This window comes from Nonomuraea sp. NPDC059023 (genome assembly GCF_042740095.1).
Lineage (GTDB): Bacteria > Actinomycetota > Actinomycetes > Streptosporangiales > Streptosporangiaceae > Nonomuraea.
Map to the genome: position 1 here is coordinate 53,646 of NZ_JBHYIO010000050.1, position 14,290 is coordinate 67,935.

Sequence of the window (14,290 nt, forward strand, 5' to 3'; positions counted from 1 at the left end):
GCGGCGTTACAGGCGGCAGCTGATCTCCAGCCCGTCCTCGACCGGGAACGTCACGCACGCGTACCCATTGCCCGGTTCCCGCACGTACGCGAGGTAAGGCTGCACACTCTCCAGCTCCACGTCGTCGGCGACCACCAGCGTGCCCGGGTCGAGACGGGGCTCCAGCATTCGCAGCACCGGAAGGTAGAGGTCCTTCCACCCGTCCAGCAGGACGAAGCCCGGCTTGTCCGGCAGGTCGGCGAGCGTCCGCAGGGCGTCTCCCTCCAGCACGGTGATCACCTCCGCCAACCCTGTTTCCGCGAAGGTACGGCGGGCCGCGGCGATCTTGTGCGCACTCAGCTCCGTGGTGATCACGCGGCCGGTGCCGTTGTCGCGCACGGCCGCCGCCAGATGCAGCGTGGAGATGCCGAACGACATCCCGAACTCCACGACCGTCGCCGGCCGGATGGCCCGCACCAGGCTGTAGAGCAACCGCCCGGCCTCGGGCGAGATCGGCATGTAGATCTCTTCCGCGGCGTCCGCGTGCTCTTGCGGCGTGTTCCCGAAACTGTCCACTCGCGCGGCGATCGTGTCATCCCCGGCCGCCGCCGCGAACATCCGGTCGAGCGCGTCCGCCACGCGAGGTTCCGCCAGTGTGTTTCTCATGGCGGCTAGAGTAGACTAACCGTTGCGTCTAGTCTAGGAGTGGTCATGTCCCGTCCCCATCACGGCAACCGCCATGGGCGAAGTGAGGCAGCGCGCCAGGCCGTTCTGGAGGCGGCCGACGACCTGCTGGCCGAGAAGGGATTCGCCGGGGTCACGATCGAGGGACTCGCCGCGCGGGCGGGCGTCGCCAAGCAGACCGTCTACCGCTGGTGGAAGAGCAAGACCGAAGTCCTCGTGGAGGCGTTCCTGCAGGACCTGGCCGAGGAACTGACCCCGCCCGACCACGGAGACCTCTCCCTCGACCTGCGCGCCTACCTCCGCCTGCTCGCCCGATTCCTCAGCGAGACCGACTCCGGCACCGTCTTCCGCGCCCTGATCGCGCAGGCCCAGTTCGATCCCGTCTTCGCCGCCGGCTTCCGCGAGCGCTACCTGGCCGAGCAACGCCGCCGCGACCGCCTTCCCCTGGAGCGTGCCGTACGGCGGGGCGAACTACCCGTGACCCTCGACCTCGACGAGGCGACAGATCGACTCGTCGGCCCCCTTTACTATCGGACGCTGGTCACCGATCAACCCGCCGACGGCGAGTTCACCGACCGCCTGGCGGAAGCGTTCCTCACCTCCCTCCAGCGGTAATGGCAGGGGTCGACGTACCAGATCGGCCTGGTTGTTCGGTGCTGGCCATCGCCCTCACCGGCGGCGACGCACAGGTACCCGGGCCGGCAGTCGTTGAGGAGCGCGCTTCGATCCGCGCCGCTCAGATTGCGTTGTCATGCGCTTCACGAGCCAAGCAGGCGACAGCGTCGTGGCGGCTTCAGGTCGGCTTCAGCCCTGATCAAAGGGGTTAGATCGTGCGCGTGAAGTATTTGCAGACCGGGTCGGTGGCGTACTTCGTGTCGAAGACGGTTCCGCCGTGTACGTAGATCGCGTCCCCCTTCGGCCGGCGAAGGAAGATGTTCTTGGAGCCGGACTTCGAGACGTCGTTCATCTTGAAGACCTTGAGCAGGCTGTCCCGGCCGCCGCCCTTCTTCCAGAACTCGAAGTAGACGTCGTTGTTACTGCCCACGTCACCGACGATGTTCCAGGTGAGCTTCGTGAAGATGTGCTGGTTTCCGGGGTTGCCGTACGTGATCGCCGCCGCGAGCTTGAAGTTGCCCTTGCTGCAGCGTGCGCTGAGGACGGAGGAAGCCGAGGCGGGAGTGGCCGTGAGCGAGAGGGCCAGGCCCAGGGTGCCGACGATGGCCGCGGTTCGCGAGGTTCTCATGCGCCAGACCCTAGAGATCGGCGGTATGTCGAAAGTATGCCGCGCGGCGCGAGCTGGTACTTCATTCGGTGTAGTCCGTACGGCGAACGGTGCAAGGTCAAGTGACGATCAACGGACGACGCGCTCCCGCTACGGCCCGGCCTAACGTTTCTCGTCGAGACAGCCGATGAGAACGGGAGAAATGGCCATGAGCAAGAAAGTCGTCACTGCGATCGCCGGGCTGAGCTTGACGGCCGGTGTGCTGGGATTCGCCGGCGTACCGGCTGGAGCCCAGGCCGGCGCGGGCGAGACCACCGCCACGGCGGCCGCGCCGAAGCCGCCGAAGGGCGCCAGGGCGGTGGTTCAGGTCAGCCCCAACCCCACCACCAAGCGGGGCCAGGAGGTAACGATCACCGGCCACTGCGGCGGCGGCAAGGGGCTGAAGGCCGTGATCGCCGGCGTCGACAGGGAGCGCCCGGTGCTGCTGAACATCCGCATCATCGACGACAACCCCAAGGGGTTCGTGGCGAAGGGGACGCTCCGCCCCACGATCGGCAACGGCGTCGGTCCCATCTTCGTCGACTGCGGCGGCGAGGCAGGCGTGGTTCTGCTGGTCACCCACGTCTGATCGCGACCCCTCGAGGAAGGGCCGCACATGGCCGAATCACGCCGTGAACCCGCTCTTGTCCGGCACTTCGCCCGGATCACCGACGTCGCGTTCGCCGCTCTCACCCTGGTCTTCTTCGTCGCCGTGGCCCTCGCCACCGGGGTGCGCTCCCCCTGGCAGGCCGCGATTCCTCTCGGCCTGCTTCTCGGGGCGCTCCTGCTGGTCAGACGTCGCTGGCCGATGACCGTGCTGCTGCTGTCGATCGGCGGGATCTTCGTCTATCGCCTGACCGGGCACTGGTCTCCCGCGGGCTGGATCTGGCCGGCCGCGGTCGCCTACTTCACCGCCGCCACCACCCCCCGTGTGCGGTGGGTGGCGGCCATCGGCCTGGCCCAGCTGCTCTACTCGGCGGTCGACATCCGCTTGGTCCTGGACCGGAACCCGAACCGCTTCGTGTTCCACGTCGCGGGGGAAGGAGTGCTCCTGGCGATCCTCATCGCCGCGGGCCTCACCTACGCCGCCGTGATGCGCTGGCGCGAGCGGCTGCGCGAAACCGACAGCCGCGCTCGCGCCGCGGAGGAACGGCTGCGCGCCTCGCACGAGGTCCACGACATCGTCGCGCACACGCTGGCCGTCGTCGGCGTTCAGCTCAATGTCGCCGCCGATACCCTCCAAGAGGATCCGGCCGCTGCCGCCGCCGCGCTACGCCTGGCCAAGGACGTGAGGAACCGGGCGATGACCGATCTTCGCTCGCTCATCGCGGTCCTGCGCGACGCGCCCGGCGACACCACGCCCCAGCCCGATCTGGCCTCCTTGGGCACGCTCATCGCCGACGCCCGTGCCGCCGGGCTTGAGGTCACGCTCGATGAGCGCGGCGACCCTGCGGCCGTTCCGGCTGTTCCCGCCATCGCCGTCTACCGCGTCGTACAGGAGTCCCTCGCCAACACGCTCAAGCACGCGCAGGCGAGCAAGGCCGAGGTGACGATCGGCTACCGGCCGCGCTCGGTCACGGTCGAGGTCACCGACAACGGCCGCGGCGGCGCCGACATCACCGAAGGCCATGGCCTGGCCGGCATGCGTGAGCGGGTGAGCGCACTCGGGGGCGCGCTCAGCGCGGGGCCGATCCCCGGCGGAGGCTTCGCCGTACGGGCCGACATCCCTGTGGCAGGCTCGGCGGTATGACGATCAAGGTGCTCCTCGCCGACGACCAGGCCCTGGTGCGGGCCGGATTCCGCAGTCTGCTGGCCCGCTCCCGGGACATCGTGGTCGTCGGCGAAGCTCAGAACGGCGACGAAGCCGTACGGCTGGCCGCGAGCACCCGCCCCGACGTGATCCTCATGGACATCCGCATGCCGGGCACCGACGGGATCACCGCCACGCGCCGGATCGTCACCAACTCGGCCTCGCCGAGCTGTCGCGTGATCATCCTCACCACGTTCGACACCGACGAGCACGTCTTCGCCGCCCTGCGCGCCGGAGCCAGCGGATTCCTCACCAAAGAGGTCGAACCCGCCGAGCTGCGCCGGGCGGTCGCCGCCGTCGCCGGTGGCGACGCGCTCCTGTCCCCGGGCGTGACCCGCCGCGTCGTCGAGCAGTTCGCCCTCCGGCAGGACCTCGCGCCCGGCGCGGGGCAGCGGCTGGCCGCTCTCACCTCCCGGGAACTGGAGGCGGTCAAGCTCGTGGCGCTCGGCCTTTCCAACAACGAGATCGCCGAGCGCCTCGTCATCAGCCCGCTCACCGCCAAGACCCACATCACCAGGGCCATCGCCAAGCTGAACGTGCGCGACAGGGTCCAGCTGGTCATCTTGGCTTACGAGAGCGGCCTGATCCGGCCCGGCGGGTAGTGATCAGTCATGCCGGGAGAGGGCAGGCAAAGGGGCGCCAAAGTCATGCCCTAGCGTCGTTACCATGAAGGCGGCCCGGTACCTGTGCTGGCTGGCCTGGGCGCAGAAGGGCCGGGTCGCGCTGGGCGCGATGCTGGGAACCCTCTGGATGGTGGGCCTGACGCTCCCGCCGTACCTGCTGGCCAGGGTGATTGACGACAACCTGGCGCCCGGCTGGGTGCTGGCGCTGCTCGGCGCGGGTCTGGTCAACGCGTGGCTGGCGATGTTGCGGCACCGCACGATGACCAAGATCCGGATGGACGCCAACTTCCGCACGGTGCGCGCCCTGGTCGAGCAGATCAACAAGCTGGGCGCCGACCTGCCCAAGCGCGTCTCGGCGGGCGACGTGGTGACGATCGGCATCGGCGACGTCATCGCCATCGCCGCCTCGCTGACGGTGACCGGCCCCGGCGTGGGCGCGGTGATCAGCTACGGCGTGGTGGCGGTGCTGCTGCTGCAGGTCTCGGTGGTGCTGGCCGTCGTGGTGCTGCTGGGCGTGCCGCTGCTGGCGATCGTGCTCGGCCCACTGCTCGGGCGGCTGATGAAGGTGCAGAACGGCTACCGCGAGAACCAGGGCAGGCTGACCACCCGCCTGGTCGACCTGATCGAGGGGTTGCGGGTGCTCAACGCGTTCGGCGGCAAGGCGACCTACGCCGAGCGGTACCGCGCCGACTCGGCGAGCCTGCGCGAGCAGGGCTACCGGGTGGCGTCGCTGACGAGCTGGATCGGCGCGCTGGGCGCAGGGCTGCCCGCTCTGTTCCTGGCCGCCGTCACCTGGCTGGGCGCCCGGCTGGCCGCCGAGGGGGCGATCACGGTGGGCGAGCTGGTCGGGGTATATGGGTACATCGCCATGCTGGTGGTTCCCGTCTCCTTCTTCATCGAGGGCAGCTTCCAGATCAGCCACGGCCTGGTCGCCGCCCGCCAGGTCACCCGATTTCTCGCGTTGCGCGCCCCGGACCGGCCCCGGGCCGCCGGGCCGGAGGTCGCGCCGGGGAGTCTCGTGGGGCTGGTCAGTGCCCGGCCCGAGGAGAGCGTGGCGCTGCTCGAAGGGATGGGCGGGTTCGACGGCACCTCACTGATCGCCGACCACGACGCCGCCCTGTTCGCGGGCACGCTGCGCGAGGTCCTTCAGGGCCGGGGCGAGGCGGACGACGAGGCCGTCCATCGGGCCGTGCACGTCGCCGCCGCACAGGACGTGGTCGCCGGGCTGCGCCACGGGCTCGACTCGATGATCGAACCCGGCGGCCGCAACCTGTCCGGCGGCCAGCGTCAGCGCGTACGCCTGGCCCGTGCGCTGCTGGCCGAGCCCGAGGTACTGCTGGCCGTGGAACCCACCTCCGCGCTGGACGCCCACACCGAGTCCCTCCTCGCGGAGCGGCTCCGTACGGCACGCGCCGGCCGTACCACCGTCGTGGCCACCACCTCGCCGCTGCTGCTCGCCCAGGCCGACCAGGTGCTGTTCGTCGAGGACGGTCGGGTGGCCGCCACCGGCACCCACCACGAGCTGATGGACTCCACCCCCGCCTACCGATCGGTGCTCGCATGACCCGCGACCTGCCCGTCGCCGGCCCCCGGCAGGTACGGCGGGCCGCCCTGCGCCTGGTCAGGCGGGACGTGCCGGGCTTCACCGCGACACTGCTGCTCAACAGCCTCGCGGCGGCCGCGGCGCTGGTCAGCCCGTGGCTGCTGGGCCGGATCATCGACGCCATCGGCGCCGGCCGCACGGTCGACCTGCTCGCCGCGATCGCCGTCGGCGCGGCGCTGGCCCAGCTCCTTCTGTCCAGGTACGCCGAGAAGATCGGCACCCGCTTCAGCGAGCGCGTCCAGGAGCGCATCCGCGCCGAACTCCTCGATCGTGTGCTGGCCCTGCCCGCCGCCACGGTCGAGCACATCCGCACCGGCGACCTGACCGCCCGCGGAACCACCGACGTGGCCCTCGTCGGCCGCACCCTGCGCGACGCCGCCCCCGCGATCCTCGTCTCGGCCCTGCAGGCGCTCTTCCTGATCGTCGCCGTCTTCCTGGTCGACCCGGTCCTGGGCGTCTGCGGCCTGCTCGCGCCGGCCGGCATCCTGGCCGCCTCCCGCTGGTACCTTCGCCGCGCCCGGCCCGCGTACCTGGAGGAAGGCGCCGCCCGCTCGGAGCTGGCCGAGCACCTGGCCGCCGACGCCGCGGGAGCCCGTACCATCGAGGCCCTGGGCCTGCAGGCCAAGCGCACCCGAGCGGCGGAGCGGGTGATCGAGCGCGGCCGGACCGCCCAGCTGCGGACTCTCTTCCTGCGCAGCGTGCTCTGGCCGTCGGTGGAGGTCTCCTCGCTCCTGCCCCCGGTGCTGGTCCTGCTGGTGGGCGGGCTGCTCCTGGACCGCGGCCAGGTCACGCTGGGCGCGGTCGTCACCTGCGTGCTGTACCTGCGCCAGCTCGGCCAGCCGATCGAGACGATCCTGATCTGGCTGGAGCAACTGCAGAGCAGCGGAGCCTCGTTCGCCAGGATCGAGGGCCTCGCGACACCGGCGCGCGCGGAGATCACCGCCCCGTCGCCGCGGGGCGACCGCATCGAGGCGTCCGGCGTGCACTTCGCCTACGAAGCCGGCGACGACGTGGTGAAGGACGTCGATCTCGCGGTACGGCCCGGCGAGCGCCTGGCCGTCGTGGGCCCCTCGGGAGCCGGCAAGTCCACCCTGGGCAAGCTGCTGGCCGGCATCGACCGCCCCCGCCTGGGCACGGTCACCGTCGGCTCGGTGCCGGTAGCCGACCTCTCCCCCGCCCAGCTCCGCGAGCACGTCGTCCTGGTCACCCAGGAACAGCACCTGTTCCTCGGAACCGTCCGCGACAACCTGCTGCTGGCGGATCCGACGGCCGGCGACGACCGCCTGGACAAGGCGCTCGCGGCGGTCGGCGCCGACTGGGTCACCTCGCTCGACGACGAACTGGGCTCCCAGTCGTCCGGCACCACCCTCGGCCCGGACCGGATCCAGCAGCTCGCCCTGGCCAGGGTCATCCTGGCCGACCCGCACACCGTCATCCTCGACGAGGCCACCGCCATGCTCGACCCCCGCACGGCCAGACGCGCCGAACGCTCGCTCGCCGCCGTCCTGGAGGGACGGACCGTCATCGCGATCGCCCACCGCCTGCACACGGCCCGCGACGCCGACCGGGTGGTCGTCATGGACAGCGGCCGGGTGGTGGAGGTCGGCCCCCACGACGAACTGGTCGCGGCGGGCGGCGTCTACGAGGCACTGTGGACATCGTGGTACGGCTCGCGAAGCGCCGGCCCCGAACCCGCCGACCGCTGAACGCGGTCAGCGGCTTCCGTGTATGGCGGGGCCACGGAGTTCCTCGGCGCATCCTGAAATCTTGTCGAGGGTGTAGCGCTGGTCAGGGGCGCCGATGCCGGTGAACGAGACGTCGTAGCACCTGACCTCGTATCCGCTGCTACTGAAGAAAATGGCTCCCGCCGGCACGGTGACAGAGGTTGAGATGACCAGCGAGCCCGGGTTCGGCCTGCTGTCTCGGAGCACTCGAGCGCCTTTGACCGCACGCCATGATTGTCCTCGAGGATTCGTATGGAGTTGCCTGCCGACGTGCTCGGCATATTTCTCCAGCACGTCCTCGGCGTGCCCCTCGACCTGAGACTCCAGTATCGCCCCGTACACGAGGCGCGGGAGGAACAGTATGCCAAGGACGGCGAACAAGAATATGCACAGCGCCATCAGGTATGGCCTGTTCGACGTCCCGCTCATCACCCGCCGCAGCCTATCCGGCCATCAGGAAGACCGGGAAGACCAGGCCGCGAATAATAACGGGCGCTCCTACATTTCTGCTATATCGCACAACCTTTGCCAGAATTAAGGAGCACGTCTTTACGCAGCGTGTCATCACCGGCGCAGTTCCGGTATTGGCCCACGTTTCTGTCCATGGGAATATCTGCTTGCTTACCGGCTTTCCCCGTTGAGGAGCAGAGTGAATTCACCACGATCGGAAACCGGCTTATCCGGCTGGACGCGCCGTGCGACCTGCCTGATTGCCACCCTGGCCCTACTGATGACGTCGTTCACGGATCCCGCCGGCGCGGCGCCGCCGAACGAACCGCAACCCCTCAAAGCCACCACGGCGGCCGGAGCGACGCTCGCCCAGGCCCAAAGGATGAATAAGCGTATTGAGATAGAAGAGTACCGATCAGAAACCGGTACGTATTACGCCAATCCCGATGGCAAGACCGTTCGCGCGGAGTTGGCCAGCACACCGGTCCGGGTCAAGAAGAACGGCGCGTGGGCGCCGATCGACCTCACGCTCGTGGAGACGGGCGGGGTCGTCCAGCCGAAGGCGAGCTTGGGCGACCTGACCCTGTCGGCGGGCGGTGACACCACCGCCGCGCGCTTCACCGACACGACGGGCAGGACCGCGGTCGAGGCCCCTGCCACGTTGCCCAAGCCGGCGCTCAAGGGCAACACGGCCACCTACCGCGACGCCTACGGCCCTGGGTCCGATCTGGTGGTGACCCTCACCCCGAGCGGTTTCCGGCACGACGTGCTGATCCGGCAGCGACCGGGCAAGGACGTCCGGCTACGGGTGCCCATGCGGTTACCCAAGGGGCTCAAGCTCGGCACCGGCGCTGACCGGACGCCCGGCCTGCTGGACGCCAAGGGCAAGGAGGTCGACGACCTGGCCGCGCCCATGCTGGACGCCGCCGCGCTGGTGGAACCCGACAAGGGCGCCATCGGGCAGGCCAAGGCCGAGGTCGACGGTGACAGCGTGGTCTACACGGCTCCGGCGGCGTTCCTCAACGACCCCGCCACCGTCTATCCGGTCACCGTCAACACCATGTCGGAGACGTGGGAGGGCACCGGCATCGCGGGTGACACGCACGTGTCGAACGTGCTGCCCGACGGCAGCGCCAACGCGACCCTGCCGTGGCTGCTGGCCGGGAAGTCGCACAGCGGCAGCCGTACCCACCGCACGTACATCAACTTCCACATCAAGGGGACCCCGCTGGAGGGCGGCACGGTCCACAACGCCGACCTGCGCCTGCACAACCAGGACTCCCACACCTGCAGCGACACCGACAGCCCCGGCATCGACCTGCAGCGTGTCACCAGCGCCTGGAACACGAGCACGATCAGCTGGAACAACCAGCCCTCCACCGTGCTGTCCGGGCACGTCGCCAACCGCGGCGCCTACAGCGCCACCCGCTGCCCCGAGGGCGAGGGCGAGCTCTACTACTCCATCGAGCTCATCGTCCAGGCCTGGATGAACGGCACGCCCGACCTCGGCGTCCGCCTCAACTCCGTCATCGAACCGGACAGCCCGCAGAACTGGCGCTACTACCGCTCCGACGAGTACGGCGGCTACGACACCTATCCCTTCACCCCGCGCGGCCCCGTCCTGTTCATCGAGTACACACCTCTTCCCGCGGGTCCGCCGGAAGTCGTCGTCTATTCCTACGAGGGCCCGAAGCGGGCCCAGCCCGCCACTTATGAGCAGGCCGTCGCGATGCGGGTCGACAGCGACGACATCCCTTACGTGCCCCCGATGAGCGACGAGCAGGAGCGGGTTCTCACCTCGACCCCCAATCACGTGGCCGAGGTGGCGCCAGAAGAACTCGAGCCCTTCACCGGCGAGTCCGGAGAAGAATCCTGGGACGGCGGCACGGTCGAAGAGGGCAGCCCGCCCGACGACACCGCCCCCACGGTGGTGAGTACGACCCCGGTGGCGGACGCGGCGCAGGTGCCGACCGATACGTCGATCAAGGCCACGTTCAACGAGCCGGTCTGGGAGCCCGACTTCGTCCTGAAAGATCCCTCGGGAACGGCCGTCGAAGGCGCCGTGACCGTGGACGCCTCTCAGCAGGAATTCACGTTCACCCCGGCGCAGCCGCTGAATCCCGCCGTCCGGTACACCGCCGAGCTCGGCGAGGCGATCGACGCGTCCGCCAACCCCATGACCGCCTACCAATGGACCTTCGAGACGGCGTCGGCGGGCAGCGCACGCTGGACGTTCGATGAGGGTACGGGCCAAACCGCCGCCGACGCGTACGGCCGGCATCCCGCGACCCTGAACGACACGGCAGCCTGGATCCCGGGCAAGAACGGCAACGCGCTGACCAACCAGCCCTCCCCCACGCGTATCACCGCCTCGCGGGAAGCCGCCCGCCAGAAGGGGACCGTCGAAGTCGTCGACGAGACGACCGAAACCAATGTCACCTACGCGCTGCCGGACGGGTCGTTCAGAAGGGAGATCTCATCAGGCCCGGTACGGACGCGGCAAGGCGGCACCTGGGTCCCCATCGACACCCGTCTGGCGCGGCACGGCGAGGTGCTGCGGCCGAAGGCGTTGGCCTCGGGGGTCTCGGTGGAGGTCTCGACCGGCGGCTCCGGCGCGTTCGCGAGGATGACGACCGGCGACGGAAAGTCGTACGCGTTGCGCTGGCCGGCGGCTCTGCCGAAGCCGGCCGTGAACGGCGGCACGGTGACCTTCGCCGACGCCGCGGGCAAGGGCGCGGACCTGGTGGTGACGGTGTTGCCCACCGGGTTCCGGCACGACGTGGTGGTCAGGGAACGGCCGGGCAGGCCGCTGGAGATCCGTCTGGGTGTGGAGACCTCCGGGCTGTCGCTGAGCGCGGACAAGAACGGCCGGCTGCTGCTCAAGGGGCCCGACAAGAAGGTCGTCGCGGCCGCGGCACGGCCGGTGATGTGGGATGGCAGCGACCGGGGCCGCCCGCATCGGGCCAAACGGACGGGCATCGACACATCGGTGGTCACCAAGGGCGGTGAGACCGAACTGGTGCTCAAGCCCGATCACGCCTTCCTGACCGATCCGGCCACAGTGCTGCCGGTCCGCGTCGACCCGACCATCACGCTGCCGCTCAACGCCGACGTCGAGGCAGGCTCCGACTTCCCGGACGACCCGGCCGACCCCGGCACGCCGTACCTCACGGCGGGGCGGCTCATCGACGGCCTCTACCGGCCTCACCTGCGCTTCGACACGACCGGGCTGGCCGGGCAGACGGTGACCAACGCCAAGTTGTCCCTGGTGAACGTGGACGCTCCCGCCTGCGGCGGCTCCGTGGGCGCGGGCATCCAGGTACGCCGGCTGACCGGCACGTGGAGCGCCGACGGTCTCACCTGGGGCAGGAAGCCGGCCACGACCACCGAGGACGCGCAGATCAGCAGGACGGCGGTCAACTCCGACTGCGCGACCTTCCCCAGTGCGATGGAGTGGACCGTCACCGGCATCGCCCAGGACTGGGCCGCCGGCGCCGCCAACCACGGCCTGGTCCTGATGCACCCCAATGAGGCAAGCGCCGCCGACAACTACCGCGTCTTCACCAGCGCGGAGAACACCGAGTTCGCCAGTCCGGCGCCGAAACTGACCGTCACCATCGGCGCCGCGACCTCCAACCCCTCGGCGAGCGCGCTGGCCGTCACCCCGGCACAGATCGTGAACGGTGTCACGGTGGCCACCTCACTCACCCCGCAACTCGGCGCAACGGTCGCCGACACCATCGGCGGCACCCTGACCGGCGAGTTCGAGATCGAGCACGACCCGGCCGCACCCAGGCAGGGCGTCGGCCAGATCTGGGCGGGCGCCTCCCCCGTGGTCGCGTCCGGCGGCAGGGCCGGTGTGACCGTTCCGGCAGGAAAGCTGGTCGACGGGTGGAAGACCCGCTGGCGCGCTCGCGCCGTCAACGCCGGCGCCTCCACCGCCTCGGCGTGGTCGACGTGGCAGAACGTCACCATCGACGTCCCCGACACCCAGCCCGACCCGGCCGTGGGCGCCCTTCAGGTCGTTCCCTCGCACCAGGCCGACGGCACGACGGTCACCACCAGCCGGACCCCGAACCTGCTGGCGCAGGTGACCGATCCGGCGGGCGGAGCGCTGCGGGCCGAGTTCGAGCTGGAACACGACCCGGCGGCGACCGGGCAGGGCACCGGCCAGATCTGGACCGGCGCGGCCGACAACGTCGCATCGGGCAGCCAGGCCGCCGTGACCGTACCCGACGGCAGGCTCTCCGACGGCTGGAAGGTGCGCTGGCGGGCCCGTGCCGTCGCCGGACCGCGAACGTCGGCCTGGTCGGAGTGGCAGTCACTCACCGTGGACGTCGTGGCGCCCGGTGAAGAGCCGCTGGCGCGAACCGCCGGGCCGGTGATCCGTACCGACCAGAGCTTCACCGTCGCGTCCTGGCTGCGCTGGTCGGACAAGGACGGGGACTACCTCGTCGCCGAGCAGCGCGGCGGCGCCCAGGCGCCCTTCCGCCTGGGCAACACTCCCGACCGTGGCCTGGTCTTCACCCTCACCAGCGGCGACACCGCGGGCGCGACGTCCTCCGGCGTCCTGTCCGATGTCGAAGCGCCGGTCAACGAATGGTTCCACCTCGCGGGCGTCTACGACGCGGCGGCCGGTACGGCGGCGCTGTACCTCAACGGTCAGCTCGTCACCTCGGCGCCGGTCGGTTTCCAGGCCTGGAACGGCACGGGCCCGTTGACACTGGGCACCCGCATGCGCGGAGACCTGGACGACGCGCGCACCTACCAGCGCCCCTTGACCGCGACGGAGATCGGCGCGCTGGCAGGAGGCACGGGTACGCCTCCCGCGGCGAAGGCGACCCAGCCCGCGCAGCAGGACGAACCCGATCCCTACGAGGTCAACTACCGGCACTACACCCTCAACACCTGCCGTGCGGAGGCGCCGACGGGCGGGAGGCTGGGGATCTGGACCGACGCCACGGTCTTCAGCGGTTGTTCCGTCCGATGGTTCGGCCTCAGCACCTGGCTCGACGACTGGGACCCGGACACGGGCTCCCGGGGGAAGGTCCGCGTGAAGCTGCCCGACGGCTCCGCCGGAATCGACCTGATGGTGCGAGCCACCACGGTCATCAACACCTACCTGGGAACTCGGGACGGGACGGGGATCCGCAACGCGGGGAGCGACGGGACGACCGGTCCGATCACCCCGACGGAGTTCTCCATGTGGGTCGGGATCGACGAAGCCCAGTACGCGCTCGAAAGCGGCTTCGGCAACGCCCGTATGCAGCTGACGACGACCGCCGAGTCGAGCAGCGGGAACTCCTCCTGCGCGAAGACGATCGACGGAGATCGCGAAGCCCGGATCAAGGACTGGAACGGGACGGCGCAGTACTTCCGCTTCAAGTCCTCCAGCACCGTCGACGCGGTCCGCCGCTGCACGATCGTCCCCTGGATGAAGATCAAGGACGTCATCGCGGTGAAGCCCTGGCCCACCAACGTTCCGCTGTGGGGCAAGCTCAAGGACGAGCGGGGCGCTCTCCGGACGCCGCCGACCGTCCGCTGCGACGACCTGACCCTGGGTCCGGGCAGTCCGGGGGCCTGGCCGGAGGAGAAGCGCGTCCGCTACAAGGGCGCCTGCATCTTCCCTGACGTGAGCCGTATCTACCAGACGGACGTGACCCACCCCAAGCGAGGCCCCGTCGCCGCCCACATCTGGGCCGCCTTCAAGACCCCGGATCTCACCAATCCCAAGAAACCGGCTGGTCAGAAGGTGGTCCCCGGCAACTGGGACGGGGACGACGCGCGGAGCAGAGCCCCGCTGACCCGGATCAACGAGAGCGAACTACGACCACTCGACCCCAAGGGACGGACATGGGGAGCGGTGCAGGTGAGCGAACGCCGCAAAGCCTGCAAAACGCCCAAGGTGGTCGGCGACTGCGACGAATTCCCCTTCAACTCGGTCAGGGAGGGCCCCGGATGGGGTGACGGCAACTTCTCCGTGCGGGGGGTTCCGGCCAGCAACAACAAGAGCGACGGCTGGTACCTGTCGGTGTTCTACGCGCGCTACCGTGTGCTCGTCCCCGACGGTAACGTCCGGCCCAACGGCGACCGCTTCTGGGTGAGCGTCAAGGGAACACCCCCCTCCTGACGTACGGCTGCCGCCCGGCCGTGAGC

General features: G+C 69.9%; 10 protein-coding genes. 7 read left to right on the forward strand and 3 right to left on the reverse strand.

The window, feature by feature from the left end:
* Positions 1-6 precede the first annotated feature (6 nt).
* On the reverse strand, positions 7-645 hold the full coding sequence (locus ACFWYW_RS51155; RefSeq protein ID WP_379624956.1) for an O-methyltransferase: 639 nt from the start codon (positions 643-645) through the stop codon (positions 7-9).
* 45 nt (positions 646-690) lie between these two features.
* On the opposite strand from ACFWYW_RS51155, the gene ACFWYW_RS51160 reads away from it, so the two are divergent.
* On the forward strand, positions 691-1,278 hold the full coding sequence (locus ACFWYW_RS51160) for a TetR/AcrR family transcriptional regulator (protein WP_379624954.1): 588 nt from the start codon (positions 691-693) through the stop codon (positions 1,276-1,278).
* Positions 1,279-1,486: 208 nt separating this feature from the next.
* Here the strand turns inward: ACFWYW_RS51160 and ACFWYW_RS51165 are convergent, their stop codons facing one another.
* Entirely contained in the window at positions 1,487-1,906 is a 420-nt protein-coding gene (locus ACFWYW_RS51165) for a hypothetical protein (RefSeq protein WP_379624952.1), read from the reverse strand.
* A gap of 187 nt (positions 1,907-2,093) precedes the next feature.
* Here ACFWYW_RS51165 and ACFWYW_RS51170 point away from each other — a divergent pair, with 187 nt between their 5' ends.
* The 5 genes from ACFWYW_RS51170 (at position 2,094) to ACFWYW_RS51190 (ending at position 7,666) form a co-directional block, all read left to right on the forward strand.
* A complete protein-coding gene (locus tag ACFWYW_RS51170) occupies positions 2,094-2,513 on the forward strand; it encodes a hypothetical protein (RefSeq protein WP_379624950.1) in 420 nt (139 codons plus the stop codon).
* Between the two features lie 27 nt (positions 2,514-2,540).
* Positions 2,541-3,674: a sensor histidine kinase gene (locus ACFWYW_RS51175; RefSeq protein WP_379624947.1), complete on the forward strand. Its 1,134-nt coding sequence runs from the start codon at positions 2,541-2,543 to the stop codon at positions 3,672-3,674.
* Positions 3,671-4,336, forward strand: a complete 666-nt coding sequence (locus ACFWYW_RS51180; protein WP_379624945.1) for a response regulator — start codon at positions 3,671-3,673, stop codon at positions 4,334-4,336. Before ACFWYW_RS51175 ends, ACFWYW_RS51180 begins: the two co-directional genes overlap by 4 nt.
* 64 nt (positions 4,337-4,400) lie before the next feature.
* Positions 4,401-5,921 carry an ABC transporter transmembrane domain-containing protein gene (locus tag ACFWYW_RS51185; protein WP_379624943.1) on the forward strand — a complete coding sequence of 507 codons (1,521 nt, stop codon included), beginning with the start codon at positions 4,401-4,403 and terminating at the stop codon, positions 5,919-5,921.
* Positions 5,918-7,666 carry an ABC transporter ATP-binding protein gene (locus ACFWYW_RS51190; RefSeq protein WP_379624941.1) on the forward strand — a complete coding sequence of 583 codons (1,749 nt, stop codon included), beginning with the start codon at positions 5,918-5,920 and terminating at the stop codon, positions 7,664-7,666. Before ACFWYW_RS51185 ends, ACFWYW_RS51190 begins: the two co-directional genes overlap by 4 nt.
* 6 nt (positions 7,667-7,672) lie before the next feature.
* On the opposite strand, the gene ACFWYW_RS51195 is transcribed toward ACFWYW_RS51190, so the two are convergent.
* Entirely contained in the window at positions 7,673-8,116 is a 444-nt protein-coding gene (locus ACFWYW_RS51195) for a hypothetical protein (protein WP_379624939.1), read from the reverse strand.
* A 487-nt stretch (positions 8,117-8,603) separates the two neighbouring features.
* On the opposite strand from ACFWYW_RS51195, the gene ACFWYW_RS51200 reads away from it, so the two are divergent.
* Complete coding sequence (locus ACFWYW_RS51200; RefSeq protein ID WP_379624937.1) at positions 8,604-14,264, forward strand: DNRLRE domain-containing protein; 5,661 nt, start codon at positions 8,604-8,606, stop codon at positions 14,262-14,264.
* Positions 14,265-14,290 lie beyond the last annotated feature (26 nt).